The 16,179-nt window shown below is 67.8% G+C and carries 8 protein-coding genes; 2 read left to right on the forward strand and 6 right to left on the reverse strand.

What is annotated here, in order from left to right:
- Positions 1-155: 155 nt before the first annotated feature.
- Positions 156-2,288: an alpha-glucuronidase family glycosyl hydrolase gene (locus tag BR39_RS0113620; RefSeq protein ID WP_029912755.1), complete on the forward strand. Its 2,133-nt coding sequence runs from the start codon at positions 156-158 to the stop codon at positions 2,286-2,288.
- A gap of 19 nt (positions 2,289-2,307) precedes the next feature.
- On the opposite strand, the gene BR39_RS0113625 is transcribed toward BR39_RS0113620, so the two are convergent.
- From BR39_RS0113625 to BR39_RS0113650, 6 genes are all read right to left on the reverse strand, one after another.
- Positions 2,308-2,982, reverse strand: a complete 675-nt coding sequence (locus tag BR39_RS0113625; protein ID WP_051695657.1) for a DJ-1/PfpI family protein — start codon at positions 2,980-2,982, stop codon at positions 2,308-2,310.
- Positions 2,983-3,134: 152 nt separating this feature from the next.
- Positions 3,135-6,074, reverse strand: coding sequence for a TonB-dependent receptor (locus BR39_RS0113630; protein WP_029912762.1), 2,940 nt, complete (start codon positions 6,072-6,074; stop codon positions 3,135-3,137).
- A 397-nt stretch (positions 6,075-6,471) separates the two neighbouring features.
- Positions 6,472-7,977: a tryptophan halogenase family protein gene (locus BR39_RS0113635; protein ID WP_029912764.1), complete on the reverse strand. Its 1,506-nt coding sequence runs from the start codon at positions 7,975-7,977 to the stop codon at positions 6,472-6,474.
- Between the two features lie 8 nt (positions 7,978-7,985).
- Positions 7,986-9,506, reverse strand: a complete 1,521-nt coding sequence (locus BR39_RS0113640; protein ID WP_029912767.1) for a tryptophan halogenase family protein — start codon at positions 9,504-9,506, stop codon at positions 7,986-7,988.
- Positions 9,503-10,951, reverse strand: coding sequence for a tryptophan halogenase family protein (locus BR39_RS0113645; RefSeq protein ID WP_029912769.1), 1,449 nt, complete (start codon positions 10,949-10,951; stop codon positions 9,503-9,505). The genes BR39_RS0113640 and BR39_RS0113645 overlap by 4 nt, the downstream gene beginning before the upstream one ends.
- Positions 10,948-12,465, reverse strand: a complete 1,518-nt coding sequence (locus tag BR39_RS0113650) for a tryptophan halogenase family protein (protein WP_029912772.1) — start codon at positions 12,463-12,465, stop codon at positions 10,948-10,950. The genes BR39_RS0113645 and BR39_RS0113650 overlap by 4 nt, the downstream gene beginning before the upstream one ends.
- Before the next feature lie 343 nt (positions 12,466-12,808).
- Here BR39_RS0113650 and BR39_RS0113655 point away from each other — a divergent pair, with 343 nt between their 5' ends.
- Positions 12,809-16,051, forward strand: a complete 3,243-nt coding sequence (locus tag BR39_RS0113655) for a TonB-dependent receptor (protein ID WP_029912775.1) — start codon at positions 12,809-12,811, stop codon at positions 16,049-16,051.
- The last annotated feature ends 128 nt before the right edge of the window (positions 16,052-16,179 follow it).

Here is a 16,179-nt window from a genome sequence, read left to right on the forward strand (position 1 = left end):
CGGTATCGGTCTAAATCAGACGGGGCAGTTGTCAACCTATTGGTCTGACCACTGGCGTCATGGTGTCTCGACCTTTGCTAAAGGTAGCGGTATCACAAGATCAAGACCGTCGCGCCCCCTCGCGTCGCACGGCATGCTGTCGTCAGGGAGAAAACATGCGTCTTGTGTCTTTCGTACGGGGGCTCTGCCTGGCGGCCGGCCTGTTTTCGGCGTCGCTGGCGGCTTCGGCGGCCCGCGCCGAGGACGGCTATGACCTGTGGCTGCGCTACCGGCCGCTGCCGGCGGCCCAGCGGCCCGCGGCCCGCCTGATCGCGCCCAGCGCCGACACGCCCACCCTGAAGGTCGCGCGCGCCGAGCTGCAGCGCGGGCTGGACGGCCTGGTGGGCGGCGCCCCGGCCTCGGACGCGCCCTCGATCCTGATCGGCACCCCCGCCGGCTCGCCCGCCGTGGCGGCCCTGAACCTGCCGCTGAAGGGCGCGGGCGACGAGGGCTACCTGATCCGTACGGTCGGGAAGACCACCGTGATCGCCGCCAACAGCGACGTCGGTGTGCTGTACGGCGTCTTCGCCTATCTGCGCCTAGTCCAGACGGGCCAGGGCGTCGACACGCTGGACGTCCTGTCGGCCCCCAAGGTCAATCATCGCCTGCTGAACCACTGGGACAACCTGGACAGCCATGTGGAGCGCGGCTACGCCGGCGCCTCGCTGTGGGACTGGTGGAAGCTGCCCGACTACAAGGATCCGCGCTACGTCGACTACGCCCGCGCCAACGCCTCGATCGGGATCAACGGCACGGTGCTGAACAACGTCAACGCCAAGGCTGACAGCCTGACCGCGCCGTATATCGCCAAGGCCGCGGCCCTGGCCGACGTGTTCCGGCCGTACGGCATTAAGGTCTATCTGTCGGCCCGGTTCTCGGCCCCGATCGAGATCGGCGGCCTGAAGACCGCCGACCCGCTGGATCCGGCCGTGCGCGCCTTCTGGAAGGCCAAGGCCGACGAGATCTACAAGGTCATCCCCGACTTCGGCGGTTTCCTGGTGAAGGCCAATTCCGAAGGTCAGCCCGGTCCGCAGGACTACGGCCGCACCCACGTCGACGGGGCCAACATGCTGGCCGACGCCGTTGGGCCGCACGGCGGGATCGTGATGTGGCGGGCCTTCGTCTATTCGCACGAGCAGCCCGATGACCGCGCCAAGCAGGGCTACAGCGAGTTCAAGCCGTTCGACGGCCAGTTCCGCGACAACGTCATCGTCCAGGTGAAGAACGGGGCGATCGACTTCCAGCCGCGCGAGCCGTTCCACCCGCTGTTCGGCGCCATGCCCAAGACCAACCTGGGCATGGAGTTTCAGATCACCAAGGAATACCTCGGCTTCGCCACCCACCTGGTCTATCTGGGCCCGCTGTTCGAGGAGACCCTGAAGTCGGACACCTATGCCGAGGGCAAGGGTTCGACCGTGGCCAGGGTGGTCGACGGGACGCTGGACAGCCGCCCCCTGACCCTGATGGCCGGGGTCTCCAACATCGGCCGCGACCGCAACTGGACGGGCTCGCAGTTCGACCAGGCCAACTGGTACGTCTTCGGCCGTCTGGCCTGGGATCCGGAGGCCTCGACCCAGGACATCGCCGCCGACTGGGCGAAGATGACCTTCTCGACCGACCCGCGCTTCGTCGCTCCGACCGTGGCGATGATGATGGGCTCGCGCGAGGCGGCCGTGGACTACATGACCCCGCTGGGCCTGCACCACCAGATGGGCCGCAGCCACCACTACGGGCCCGGCCCCTGGGTGACGGGCGGCCCGCGCGCCGACTGGACCAGCGTCTACTACGCCAAGGCCGGCAAGGACGGCATCGGCTTCGACCGCACCGCCACGGGCAGCAACGCCACGGCCCAGTACGCGCCCGTCGTCGCCAAGCGCTTCTCGGACCTGAAGGCGATCGACGAGAAGGACCTGCTGTGGTTCCACCACCTGCCGTGGACCTACAAGCTCAAGTCGGGCCAGACCCTGTGGGACGGCCTGGTCACCCACTACTCGCACGGCGTGGCCACGGTGGACGGCATGGGCAAGACCTGGGCGACCCTCTCGCCCTATGTCGATCCCGAACGGCACGCCCAGGTCGCCGACTTCCTGGCCATCCAGCGCAACGAGGCCCAGTGGTGGCGCGACGCCTCGATCGCCTATTTCCAGACCTTCTCGGGCCTGCCCCTGCCGGCCGGCGAAGCGCCCCCGGCCCGTTCGCTGGACTACTACGAGGGCCTGAACTTCCCGTACGCGCCGGGTGGCGGCTGAGGCCCGATCCCGCGCGCCGTCAGACGAGCCGGCTTTCGTTCTGCTCGAAATAGCTGGGCTGCGATGACCAGGTCACCGGGCACGCCGGGGTGGGGGGAATGGTCCCCATCACCGGCGGCTGGGGGAAGTACTGGGTGGTGACCTGAACGTTCTCGGCCGCCGCCTGGCCGAACAGCATCATGATCAGCTGCAGGGACTCGTCGAGCCCTGACGAGATGCCGCCGCCGGTCAGCCGGTTGCCCGACACCACGAAGCGCGGATTGCTGGTGTCGACGTCGATTTCGCAGAAGCTCTGCAGGCAGGCGATGAACGCCCAGTGCGTGGTGGCCCTGTAGCCGTCCAGCAGGCCCGCCTGGGCCAGCAGAAGCGCGCCCTCGCACACGGAGCACACCCAGGTCGCGTTCCGGGCCGTCTGGCGCAGATAGGCCAGGTAAGGCGAGTTCGGATCGCTCATGATCCGGCCCAGCACGTCCGGATCGCCGCCGGGCGTCCACAGGATGTCCAGCTCCGGGACCTCGTCGAAACTGGCCTGGGCCTCGAAGCGGACGCCGCTCAGGGCGGTCACCGGCCCGCCATCCTCCGAGACGATAACCGTCTCCAGCGGCTGGTCCTTGCCGGCCCAATGGAACATCTCCAGCGGCCCCATGACGTCCAGCAGATCGACGCCCTCGTAGACGGGTATGCCCAGCTTCATCTCGTCCCTCCCGTGTCTTTACGACGTGGACAACCTTCGCGCGTTTTTCCTGGAACGGTCAACTCGCGGCGGCGCGGGACATAAAAAAACGGCGTGTCCGAAGACACGCCGCTGGGGAAACGCGAGGAAGGAAGGTGTCGCGTTTAAGGTTCCTAGAACTGGCCGCGGATACCGATCAGATAGGTCGCGCCCGGGTCGTAGAGGGTGAAGGCGGCGTTGTCGTACTGGAAGGTCTGACGCTGCTTTTCCTTGGTGATGTTGATCGCGTTGAACGTGATCTGCGGCGCGTACTTCCAGGGCAGCTGGTAGCTGGCCGACAGGTCGACCTGCTTGTAGGCGTCGGTCTTCAGACGGGCGACCGGCACGCTGTTCTGGTTCGGGTCCGAGCTGATCTGGGCGTCGTTGTAGTTGTACGACAGCCGGACCGTGGCCCCGTGGCCTTCGTAGTAGCCGGTGATGTTGTAGGTGTAGGGCGACACGCCCACCGCCACGGCCGGGGCGCCGCTGCCGTTGGCGCTCTGGTTGATGCGGGTGTAGTTGGCCGTGAAGCCGGTGCCCGGGATCAGGAAGTCCAGCGGCTGGACCCAGTTCAGTTCGTAGCCGCGGATGGTCAGGGTGCCGCCGGCGTTGACCTGCTGGCTGACGGTGACCGTCGCGACGTTCGGGCCGCCGCGCAGGTCGATGGCCGCCTGCTGCTGCTGGGTCAGGTTGGCGTAGGCCACGCCCAGCTGGCTGAACGGGATGGTGTTCGTGCCCTGGACGGTGAAGCCGTTGATCACCTTCTGGAACAGGGCCACGCCGAAGTAGCCGGCGCCGCCGGTGTACCACTCGCCGCCCATGTCGAAGTTGTTCGAGGTGTAGGGGTTGAGCGCCGGGTTGCCCTGGTTGGCCGACTGGGCCGACGGGTCGCTGAACGTCGTGCCCGGCAGCATGGCGCTGGGGTTGGCCCGGGTGATGGTGCGCGAGGCGGCCATGCGCAGGTTGATGTTGTCGCGCACCTTGTAGACGGCGTTGAAGGCCGGCAGGAACGCGTCGTAGCGGGTCTGGCGTTCCAGGGTCGTCGTCACGCCGTTGACGGTCTGCGGGCCGCGGATCGTCTGGTCGGTGGTCACGTAGCGGCCGCCGAAGTTGAAGGCCAGGTCGCGCTCCAGGATCTGGGTGACGGCGTTGCCTTCGATGTAGGCGCCGGTCGTCTCTTCCTCGATGAAGCCCGACGCGGCGGCGGTGGCCGCGGTGGCCACGGCCGGGGCCGTGTCGTTGAAGCGGTCGAACTGACTGGCCTTCTTGAACGAGTCGTAGTCGACCGTGATGAAGCCCAGCGGGCCCGGACGCAGGTACGAGGCGAGCTGGGCCTGGGTGATGGCCGAGCCGGCCTGGCCGTTACAGGCCGGGGTCGGCGTGGGAACGGCGTTGTTCACCAGGCCGCCGCCGCAGGTGAAGGTCTGCCAGGCGGCGCTGTTGTCCAAGGCCTGGATCGAGCGGCTGATGTCGTCGTAGGCGACGCCGACCTTGATGTAGTTCTCGCTGCTTTCGCCGATCTTCAAGTTCCAGTGCGTGCCCTTGTTGGAGGTGACGCGCTTCTCGTTCTGGATGTTCAGGCGGCCGCCGGCGAAGGTCCAACCCAGGTTCGGGTCGTTCAGGTTGGCGGCGGTCTTGATCAGCGGCATGTCGCCGCCGGTGTTGTCGAAGTCGACGGTCAGGCCGTTGGGCGAGTTGACCAGGATGGTCGGCGCTTCGCGGAAGAACACGCTGCGGCTCAGGTTGAACTGGCCGTCCAGCAGCAGCCACGGATTGATCTGCCAGGAGCCGCCCGGGTTGATGTTGTAGAACTCGGTCTTCTCGTCATAGGGCCGCGCTTCCAGGAAGAACTGGGAGTTGGCGAAGGTGCCCTTGGTGACGACGTTGTTGCTGTCGACCTTGACGTTCAGCGGGATCATGCCGCTCGAGTTGCGGACGATCCAGTCCATGTCGAGGCGGTTGAAGTTGTTGTGGGTCTTGCCGCCCAGCAGGTCGATATAGAAGGCCAGGGCGTCGTTCGGACGCCATTCGCCCGAGATCAGCAGCGAGTCGCGGTTGCGCTTGCCTTCGCTGTAGGACTGGCGGCCCAGGCGCGGCAGCAGACCGTCGCCCAGCTGCTGGGCGGTGGTGCCGGGGTTCAGGCCTTCCAGATAGGCCTTGGTGACCGGCGTGCCGGCGATCAGGCCGTTGCCGGCGTTGGCCGGCACGGTGTCGGCGAACTTGAAGCCGTTGCCGCCGATGGCGCTGTTGCAGGTCGGGTCGGCCGAGGTCGGGGTCGCCGTGCCGGTGGGCGTGGTGCCGCACTGGGCGTAGGTCAGGTTGGCGTTGGTCCAGCCGATGGTCTCGAAGCCGTCGGTGCGGCTCTTGGTGCGGACGCCGGCATAGCCCAGCAGCAGGCCGAATTCGCCGTGGCTGGTGTCCCAGGAGTCGCTGGCCAGGATGGCGCCGCGCGGGCTCCACTTGCCGGCGCTCTCCTGGTAGCTGGCCTGGGTCGAATAGGTGAAGTGGCGGCCGGGCCGGTCCAGCGGACGGGCGTTGCGCATGTTGACCACGCCGGCGACGCCGCCTTCGACCTGGCTGGCCGTCGGGGTCTTGGCGACGTCCAGGCGGGTGAACAGTTCCGTCGGGAACAGGTTCAGGTCGACTTCGCGGTTCTGGTTCTGGGCGTCGGTGCGGCCCGACGAGGCCACGGCGATCTGCGAACCGTTCAGCAGGATCTTGGTGAAGTTGGTGCCCAGGCCGCGCACGGCGATGTTCAGGCCGTCGCCGTTGATTTCACGGGTCAGCTGGATGCCCGGGATGCGGTTCAGCGACTCGGCGATGTTGAGGTCGGGGAACTTGCCGATGTCTTCGGCGAAGACCGAGTCCTGGAAGGTGATGCTCTCGCGCTTGGCGTTCGTGGCGTCGGCGAGGCTCTTGCGGAAGCCGGTGACGACCACTTCCTCGACCGTGTCGGAGCTGGTGGCGGCGGGCGCCGTCTGTTGAGCGAAGGCCGGCGCGGCGGCCAGGCCGGTCAGGCAGCTGGCGCCGACGAGCGCCAGACGCAACGCGCGCGAGTGGAATGAGTGGACCATGTTTCTCCCCTTGACGTCTCGGTGCTCTGCGCACCTGTCGTTCTGCCCCTTCCCAATCCCGCCTTCGATCGTCCGCGCACGGCGGCGATCGAATGGTCATGGTAGCGGTCACAACATGATCGTTACGAGGTAAGGCCTCGCAAGTCAACGAGGTCATACCTCTAGAAAAACCAATGTCCGACCATTTGCCGCCCGGTGTTGCCGGCCGAACACCCAAGGGAACGTGAACATCGACGATAAAAGGTCAAATGTCTGACAAATGAGAAGACGGGTATGGTCTTACCAATGACGTTCGATCGGTGAAGATGCACGGAATTCGGTCGAGCGCGCAGGCAATCGGTTCGAGTCGACGCGGCCGCGTCGACTCGAGATGTCAGACAGAAGAGTCCTGGGCGATTTAGACCGCCGCGCAGTTTTCGGCGATGAAGGTCATGTGGTCGGGCATGACCTGGGCGGACTTGGCGATGACGCCGCGAATGTTGTCCATGTTGGCGCGAAGTTGGTGGTCGGACATCACATCGGCCATCGGGTCGTGGCCGCGCGGCTCGATCCCCTGGCCGATCATCACCGCGAACCAGCTGGTGTCGGTGAACAGCTCCTCGTTCTCGCGGAACACCCGGCCGTAGCTTTTGAACACGGCCATCTTGTCGGCCAGATAGTCCGGGATCGGCATCTCCCGCAGATAGTCCCAATAGGGCGTGTCGTTCCGCCGGGTGGCGTGGAAATGCAGGATGAGGAAGTCGCGGATCGTCTCGTAGTCGAACTGCATCACGCGGTTGTAGCGGTCGATGTCGGGCTGCTCGAAACGCCTGTCGGGGAACATGGCCAGCAGGCGCGAGATGCCGACCTGGATCAGGTGGATGCTCTGGCTTTCCAGCGGCTCCATGAAGCCGGCGGACAGGCCGATGGCCACGACGTTCTTGTTCCAGCTCTTCTTGCGCCGCCCGGCCGTGAAGCGGAGCGTGAAGGGATCGCGAAGCGGCTCGCCGTCCAGATTGGCCAGCAGGTAGGCGGTCGCCTCGTCCTCGCTGATGCGCGCGCTGGAATAGGCGTAGCCGTTGCCCAGGCGATGCTGCAGCGGGATGCGCCACTGCCAGCCGGCCGGTCGGGCGGTGGCGCGGGTCACGGGATTGGTCGAGCCGCCCAGGGCGCAGGGCACGGCCACGGCGCGGTCGTTGAGCAGCCAATGGGACCAGTCCTCGAAGCCGGTCTTCAGGGTCTGTTCGATCAGCAGGCCCCGGAACCCCGAGCAGTCGATGAACAGGTCGCCCTCGACCCGCTCGCCGCCCTGCAGGGTCACGGCCTCGATGAAGCCGTCCTCGGCGCGCTGGTGGACGTCGACGATCCGGCCTTCCTGGCGGCGCACCCCGCGCTCCTCGGCGTAGCCGCGCAGGAACCGGGCGTAGAGGCCGGCGTCGATGTGATAGGCGTGGTCGATCTTGCCCAGCGGCGAGTTGGGCTGGTTGTTGGCCCGCATGAACTTGCCCTGGGCCGACGCCACGGCCTGCAGCGAGTAGTCGCCGAGGTCGGCGGCTTCGCCCATCGCCTTCTGCCGCAGCCAATAGGCGTGGAACGACACCCCCTCCATGTCGACGCCATAGGGGCCGAACGGGTGGTGGTACCGGTGGCCGATCGTCTTCCAGTCGATGAAGTCGATGCCCAGCTTGAAGGTCGCCTTGGTGCGGCGGACGAACTCCAGCTCGTCCAGGCCCAGCATGCGGTTGAAGATCTTGATCTGCGGGATCGTGGACTCGCCGACGCCCACCGTGCCGATCTCCTCGGACTCCACCAGGGTCACCTGGGTGTAGCCGTCCTTCAGGAAACGACCCAGCGCCGCCGCCGTCATCCAGCCAGCCGTGCCGCCGCCGACGATGACGACCTTGCGCAGGCGTTGATTGGTCATGCGGGAACTCATGCTGGGATGTTGGCGGCCGCGTCGGCGGCGCAGTAGCGGGCGATGAACGCCTGGTGGTCCGGCATGGCCTGGGCCGTCTGGCCGATCAGGTCCGCCATCCGCTTGAGGCGATGGACCAGGGCGGCCTCGGGCAGGGTGTCGACCAGGGCGTCGTACTGGCGCGGCACGATCCCCTGGCCCAGCAGCACGGCGATCCAGCTGGGCTCGGCGAACAGGTCGTAGTCGGACTGGAAGATGCGGCCCCGGCCGGCGAACAGCTCGATCTTGCGCGCCAGGGTGTCGGGGATCTCCATCGTCCGGACATAGTCCCAATAGGGCGTGTCCGAGCGCTCGGTGGCCTTGAAGTGCAGGATGATGAAGTCGCGGACCAGCTCGACCTGCTGGGCGGTCAGGCGGTTGTACTCGTCGATCTCCAGCGGATCGAAGCCTTTGTCCGGGAACAGGGCCAAGAGCTTGGTGATCCCCGCCTGGATCAGGTGGATGCTGGTGCTCTCCAGCGGCTCCAGGAAGCCGGACGACAGGCCGATGGCGACGCAGTTCTTGATCCAGGCCTGGTCCCGGCGACCGGCCTGGAAGCGCAGGAAGTTGGGATCGGCCTGGGCCGGACCGTCCAGCCCTGCGGTCAGGGCGGCCAGGGCCTCGTCGTCGCCGATATGGGCGCTGGAATAGACGTAGCCGTTGCCGGTGCGGTGCTGCAGCGGGATGCGCCAGCGCCAGCCGGCCTTGTCGGCGGTGGCGCGGGTATAGGGCGTCAGCCCGTCGCCGCCGGTGGCGCAGGGCAGGGCCACGGCGCGGTCGTTGGGCAGCCAGCGGCTCCAGTCCAGATAGCGCCCGCCCAGGGTCTGGCCGATCAGCAGGGCGCGGAAGCCCGTGCAGTCGATGAACAGGTCGGCCTCGATCGTGCGGCCGTCCTCCAGGGTGACCGACTGGATGAAGCCGTCCTCGCCGCGCAGGGCCACGTCGGCGACCTTGCCCTCGATCCGCGTCGCGCCGCGCTTCTCGGCGAAGCCGCGCAGGAAGCGGGCGTAGAGGCCGGCGTCGAAGTGGAAGGCGTATTTCAGGCTCGACAGCACCTTGGCCGGATCGGGATCGGGCATGGCGAAGCGGTTCTGGCGCGCGGCGACCGCCGCCAGGTTGAAGTCCTCGATCGGCCCGACCCGGTCGCGCACCTTGCGCCAGATCTGGTGGAACTTGATGGCCTCGATATCCAGGCCGAAGGTCCCGAACGGGTGGATGTAGCGGTCGCCCAGGCGCGTCCAGTCGCGGAACTCGATGCCCAGCTTGAAGGTCGCGCGGGTGGCCCGCATGAACTCGCGCTCGTCGATGCCGAGCATGGCGTTGAAGGTCAGGATGGGCGGGATGGTGGCCTCGCCGACGCCGACCGTGCCGATCTGCTCGGATTCGACCAGCACGACCTCGACCTGGCCGTTCAGCACCTTGGACAGCGCGGCGGCGGTCATCCAGCCGGCCGTGCCGCCGCCCAGGACCAGGACCTTACGGATAGGGGCGGGAGTCATGCGCGGTCCTTCAGGGCGTCGGCGTGCGGCGGCATGGCCTGGGCGGCCTGGCGGATCATTCTGCGCAGCCGGGCCAGGGCGGCGTCGGCCTGGGCGGGAGGGATGCGGTCGGCCAGCCGGTCGTGGCGGCGCGGCGTGATCCCGTGGCCGAGAAACGCCCCGACCCAGGCGCCTTCCACGAAGGTCTCCTCGTCGTACAGCACCACGCGGCCCCGGCTCTCGAACTGGACCTGCTTGTACGCCAGGGCCGGGGAGGGCGCGGCGCGCCGAGCCTGGACCCACGGCGGCTCGGTCCGCGTGGCGGCCGCGTAGCGGAACACGGCCAGGTCGCGGGCCCGGTCCTGCTCCTCGGCCATCAGCCGGTTGTACTCCATCGCCGCCAAGGGCGAGCCGTCGGCGGCGGGCAGCAGGGCGATCAGACGGCCGACGCCGCTCTGGATGGCCTGGGCGTCGTCGCCGTTCAGCGGCTCCAACTGGCTCGCGGCCGGGCCGACCGCCACGCAATTGCCCGACCAGACCTGCCGGCGGCGGCCGTTGCGCAGGGGGACGATCGTCGCCTCGCCGCCCAGGATATCGCGCGCCTCGTCGTCGGAGGTCAGGCCCCCGGCGTAGGCCAGGGTCACGGCGTCGCCGCCGCGCAGCGGGACGCGCCGCAGCCAGCCCTCGGCGATCGCCTCGAACTCGGTCAGCGGCGGCGGGGCGGCGCGGGGCGCGACCTCGCGCAGGGCCAGGCGGTCGCAGGGCAGGGCGGGCTCGTCGACCCAGCCGGCGTCTTGTGTCGCGCCGATCAGCCGGCCGTCCGGCGTGACGTCGATGAACAGGTCGGCGACGATCCGCTCGCCGTCGGCCAGGACCACGGCGGCGATCCGGCCGTCCTCCGCCAGGACGACGTCGGCGATCTCGCCCGCGCGGGCCTCGACGCGGCCCGCCGTCGCCCGCAGCGCCGCGACATAGGCGGCGGCGTCCAGGTGCAGGCCGTAGGACAGGGTCGACAGCACCGAGCGAGGGTCCTCGCTGGGCGGGGCGAACCGGCCCAGCCGTCCGGCCACGGCGGCCAGGCTGTAGTCCTCGTAGCGGCCGGCGTCGCCCCGCTCGCGGGCGCGCAGCCAGTGATGATGGAAGGCCACGCCGTCGAAGCCGGCGCCGGCGTCGCTGAAGCCTTCCACATGGTCGTGGCCGGGATCGGTCCAGCCGCTGTAGCGCGCGCCCAGCTTGAAGGTCCCGCGCGCGCTCCGCATCAGGGCCGCTTCGTCCAGGCCGAGCAGGCCGTGGAAGGTCCGCAGGGCGGGCAGGGTGGATAAGGCTCCCCGGGGCGCCGAGGCCGCGGTCTCGACCAGGCGCAGGGTCCCATCCCCGGGTAGGACCCGGGCCAGGGCGCAGGCCGTCATCCAGCCGGCGACGCCGCCGCCCAGGACGGCGACGCTGTTCAGGGACGGGCGGCTCATGCGGCGGCTCCCGAGGCGGCGCAGGAGCGGGCGATCCAGTCGTCGTGGGCGGGCATGGCCCGCACCGTGTCGGCGACCGACTCGCGGATCGCCTTCAGGCGCTGGGCCAGAGCCGCGTCGGGCACGCTGTCGCTGACCGGGTCGTACATCCGGGGCACGACGTTCTGACCCAGATAGACGGCCAGCCAGCTGGGCTCGAGGAAGAAGCCGTCCTTGTACTTCACGACCACGCCCCGGTCGCGGAACAGGTCCATCTTGTAGGCCAGGCTGTCGGGGATGGGCAGGTTGCGGCGGTCGTCCCAGAACGGTGAACCGACCCGCTGGTTGGCGTGATAGTGCAGCACCAGGAAGTCGCGGATCCGCTCGAACTCCAGGGTCATGACCCGGTTGTACTCGTCCTGGTCGGCCTGGGCGCAGTCGCGGTCGGGGAACAGCTCCAGCAGGGTGGTGATCGCCACCTGGATCAGGTGGATGCTGGTGCTTTCCAGCGGCTCCAGGAAGCCGCTGGCCAGGCCCACGGCCACGCAGTTCCTGCTCCACTGCTTGCGGCGATGGCCGGCGACGAACCGCAGGAAGCGCGGATCGGCCTGGGCCTTGCCCTCCAGACCCGCCAGCAGGGCGTCGGCGGCGTCGTCGTCGCTGATGTGGGCGCTGGAATAGACGTAGCCGTTACCCACCCGGTGCTGCAGCGGGATGCGCCAGCGCCAGCCGGCCTCGTCGGCGGTGCAGCGGGTGTAGGGCGTCGAGGCCTCCACCGTCTCGCACGGCACGGCGGCGGCCCGGTCGCAGGGCAGCCAGCGCGTCCAGTCCTCGTAGCCGGCCTTCAGGGCCTGTTCGATCAGCAGGCCGCGGAAGCCGGAGCAGTCGATGAACAGGTCGGCCTCGATGCGCTCGCCGTTCTCCATCGTGATCGCCTCGATGAAGCCGTCCGCGCCGCGCAGGGCCACGTCGGCCACCTTGCCCTCGGTGCGCACCACGCCGCGCGCCTCGGCATAGGCGCGCAGGTAGGCCGCATAGAGCCCGGCGTCGAACTGGTAGGCGTAGTTGTAGGTCGAGGCCACGGAGCGCAGGTCGGAGGAGGGCGGGGCGAACCGGTTCTGGCGCGCGGCCATCACCGGCAGGGAATAGGCCTCCAGCGGCGTCGGATCGCCGCCCTGGCGGGCCCGCAGCCAGTGATGGTGGAAGCCCACCCCGCCGATCGCCGCGCCATAGGCGCCGAACGGGTGGATGTAGCTGTCGCCCGGCTTGCCCCAGCCGCGGAACTCGATGCCCAGCTTGTAGGTCGCCTGGGTCTTGCGCATGAAGTCGGCCTCGTCGAGGCCCAGGGCGGCGTTGAAGTGGCGGATGTGCGGCACGGTCGCCTCGCCGACGCCGACGGTGCCGATCTCGGCGGACTCCACCAGGCGCAGGGCGATCGGCAGGCCGGCCAGCTTGGCCGACAGGGCCGCGGCCGTCATCCAGCCGGCGGTGCCGCCGCCGACGATTAGAATGTTCCGGACGGCTCGATCCGTCATGCGTTCCCCCTCTCGCGAGCGTACCCCGCCTTCTATGGGCGGTCATCCCGTCTGGCCCCGAATGGACGTCGAGGTCCACGCGGATTGGTCAGACGACGTTCGTTCCGTCACGGGAAGAAACGCCGTCTGTCGTCCGTTTTTCCTGGTTGCAACACGTGGGAGCAACCAAATTATCCTGATAAAACAGAAGACTGATCGAAAACAATCTTCTTTTCACCAGTCAAGTTACCGGTACCTTGACGTCGGCGGGCTTTGCCATATCATCTGACCATAATGGTCGATTCAATAGGCCAATGGTAGCGGTAACCCGCCGCCATGAAGAATAACTGGGGAGGCAGACGAAATGGACTACGTCCAAGGCGCGCCCGCATGCGCGAGCGGCAATTCGATTTCAAAACTCAAGTACGGCGTTTCCGCCCTGGCGTTGGGGGTGGTGCTGATCGCCGGCCCGGCCCTGGCGCAGACCAAACCGGCCGATGACGCGGCGACGGTCGACGAGGTGGTCGTCACCAGCATCCGCCAGAGCCTGAAGAGCTCGCAGCAGCTCAAGCAGAGCTCCGAGATCATCGGCGACTCCATCACCGCCGAGGACATCGGCGCCCTGCCGGACCGTTCGGTCACCGAAGCGCTGCAGCGCATCCCGGGCGTGGCCATCAACCGCTTCGCCGCCGGCGTCGACCCCGACCACTTCTCGACCGAAGGCAGCGGCGTCGTCGTGCGCGGCCTGAACTTCGTGCGTTCGGAGCTGAACGGCCGCGACACCTTCTCGGCCAACAACGGCCGCGCGCTCAGCTTCGCGGACGTGCCGTCCGAGCTGATGGGCGGCGTCGATGTGTTCAAGAGCCCCTCGGCCGACATGATCGAGGGCGGCATCTCGGGCACCGTCAACCTGCGCACCCGCCTGCCGTTCGACAGCACCAAGCGGCTGCTCTCGCTGTCGGCCGAAGCCAGCTACGGCGACTTCGTCAAGCGTTGGGCGCCCACCTATACGGCGCTGTACAGCGACCAGTGGGACACCGAGGCCGGCACGTTCGGCCTGCTGCTCAGCGCGGTCGATTCCAAGCTGTTCACGCGCGCCGACGGCACCCAGGTGTCGAACTTCGGTTGCCGCACCGACTTCACCAGCGCCCAGACCGCCAATCCGCAGGCCGTGAACTGCCCGCAGGGCGGCAAGGGCGTGTGGTTCCCGCGCGGCGCGGCCTTCCGCAGCACCGAGACCGAGCGCGAGCGCACGGGCTACGCCGCGGCCGGCCAATGGCGCAGCACTGACGACACGATGCTGGCCACCTTCCAGTATCTGCGCTCGGAATCGACGCAGTCCTGGACCGAGCACGCGATGGAAATCGCCACGGACAACGTCCAGGCGGCCGGCGACTCGCGCCCGATCGACGGCACCACCTTCGGCGTCGACAGCAACGGCATCTTCACCAACGGGATCATCACCGGTCCGCAGGGCTGGCGCGACGACCAGAACGGCGCCGATCCGCGGACGCCCAACTTCGGCCTGCAAAGCAACAACATCAGCCGCAGTGTCGAGCAGAAGTACGTCACGTCCGACTACGGCTTCAATTTCAAGTGGACGCCGAACGAACGCTGGGGCGTGTCCTTCGACTACCAGCACGTCGACTCGACGGTCGACAACCTGGACGTCGGCGTCTGGGCCTCGACCTTCCAGAACCTGGACCTGAAGCTGAACGGCTCGGACATGCCGGTCTTCACCTTCCTGCCGCCGTCCAGCGGCGCGGGGGTGCCGACCTGCGCGCCGCCCAGCGGCAACTGCCCGACCTATTTCCGCGGCGCCCACAACAGCTTCCAGGACCCGTACAACAGCTTCTGGCGCTCGGCGATGGACCACATCGAGCAGAGCGAGGGCAAGGAAGACGCCGCCAAGATCGACGTCGACTACCGCTTCGCCGAGAACAGCTGGCTGGACTCGGCCCGGGTCGGCGTCCGCTGGGCCGAGCGCGACCAGACCACGCGCTTCTCGACCTATAACTGGGGCGTGCTGAGTGAAATCTGGGGCGGCGGCGGTCCGGTCTGGTTCGACGACCAGGTCAACGGCAACCCGGCCACGCCGGGCGGTTCGAACAGCGTCGCCCACACCGAGCTCTATCCGTTCACCGACTTCATGCGCGGTGAGGTCCCGGTCCCGACCGGTCTGGACGCGCGTCCGTTCTACAACGGCAACGCGGCCAAGGACTACGCGGCGATGTCGGCCTTCGGCCTGGCCGTCGGCGACGAGTGGCGCGCGCGACTGGTCAACGGATGTCCGCAGAACTGGGTCCCGCTGGCCCAACGCTGCAACACGGTCGCCGGAACGCCCTTCCTGCCGGGCGAGATCAATCCGATCAACGAGAAGACCAAGTCGGCCTACGCCATGCTGCGCTTCAAGCATGACTTCGACGGCGACGTGCGGGTCACGGGCAATGTCGGCCTGCGCTACACCAGCACGACCCGCGACGCGACGGGCTTCCTGACCTTCCCGAACGCGATCCAGGCGACGGATGCGTCGTGCGACCTGGCGTTCACCAACTGGCAGGCCCTGCCGGATCCGAAGGCGCCTTTCACGCCGACGGCCTTCTGCGGGCTCACGCCGGCCACCCGCCAGCAGGTGCGGAACTTCACCAACGGGGCCACGATCCCGCAGAGCGCCCACGCCAAGTTCGACTACTGGCTGCCCAGCCTGAACGTGAAGGTGGCCCTGCAGGACGGTTGGCAGCTGCGCTTCGGCGCGTCGAAGACCATCACGCCGCCGGAAGTGGGCCTGACCCGCAACTACTACGACGTCAAGCTCGACACCAACGCGACCGGCATCATCAACGGCGTGGTCGGCGGCAACACAACGGTCGGCAACCCGTACTTGAAGCCCACGCAATCGATCAACATCGACGGCTCGGCGGAATGGTACTTCGCTCCGGTCGGGTCGGTGACGCTGGCCCTGTTCTGGAAGGAGCTGACCGATGTGGCGACCAACACCACGGCGCGCGTTCCGTTCACGAACAACGGCTCGACGTTCAATGTGCTGGTGACCACGCCGGGCAACTCCGACGTCAAGGCCCACATCAAGGGCTTCGAAATCGCCTACCAGCAGTTCTACGACTTCCTGCCCAAGCCGCTGGACGGCTTCGGCATCAACGCCAACTACAGCTACATCGACAGCAAGGGCGTGCCGCAGAGCACGCTGTCGGCCACCGACCCCGACGTCGGCGCCGGCCGCGTCTCGACGGTCGACACCAGCCTGCTGCCGTTGCAGGGCCTGTCCAAGCACAACGCCAATCTCGCGGCCATCTACGAGAAGGGCAAGATCTCGGCTCGCCTGGCCTACAACTGGCGTTCGGACTTCCTGCTGACGGTCCGCGACGTGATCGTGCCCTACGCGCCGATCATGAACGAGGCCACCGGCCAGCTGGACGGTTCGCTGTTCTACACCGTCAACGACAAGGTGAAGATCGGCGTGCAGGGCGTGAACCTGACCAACGAGGTCACCAAGACCACCCAGGTCCTGAACGACCAACTGCTCAAGGCCGGGCGGTCCTGGTTCATGAACGACCGGCGCTACACCTTCGTGCTTCGCGCCAGCTTCTAGATCCCGAGGCGGGACCGGTCGGACGTCGTCCGGCCGGGATCGTCTCGGCGCGTACCCTTCGGCCTTCCGCGGACGAGGGATTCTTCTACCCCAAACTCACCGCGCAACGTCCCCGACGTTGCGCGGTG

Source organism: Caulobacter sp. UNC358MFTsu5.1 (assembly GCF_000712075.1).
Lineage (GTDB): Bacteria > Pseudomonadota > Alphaproteobacteria > Caulobacterales > Caulobacteraceae > Caulobacter.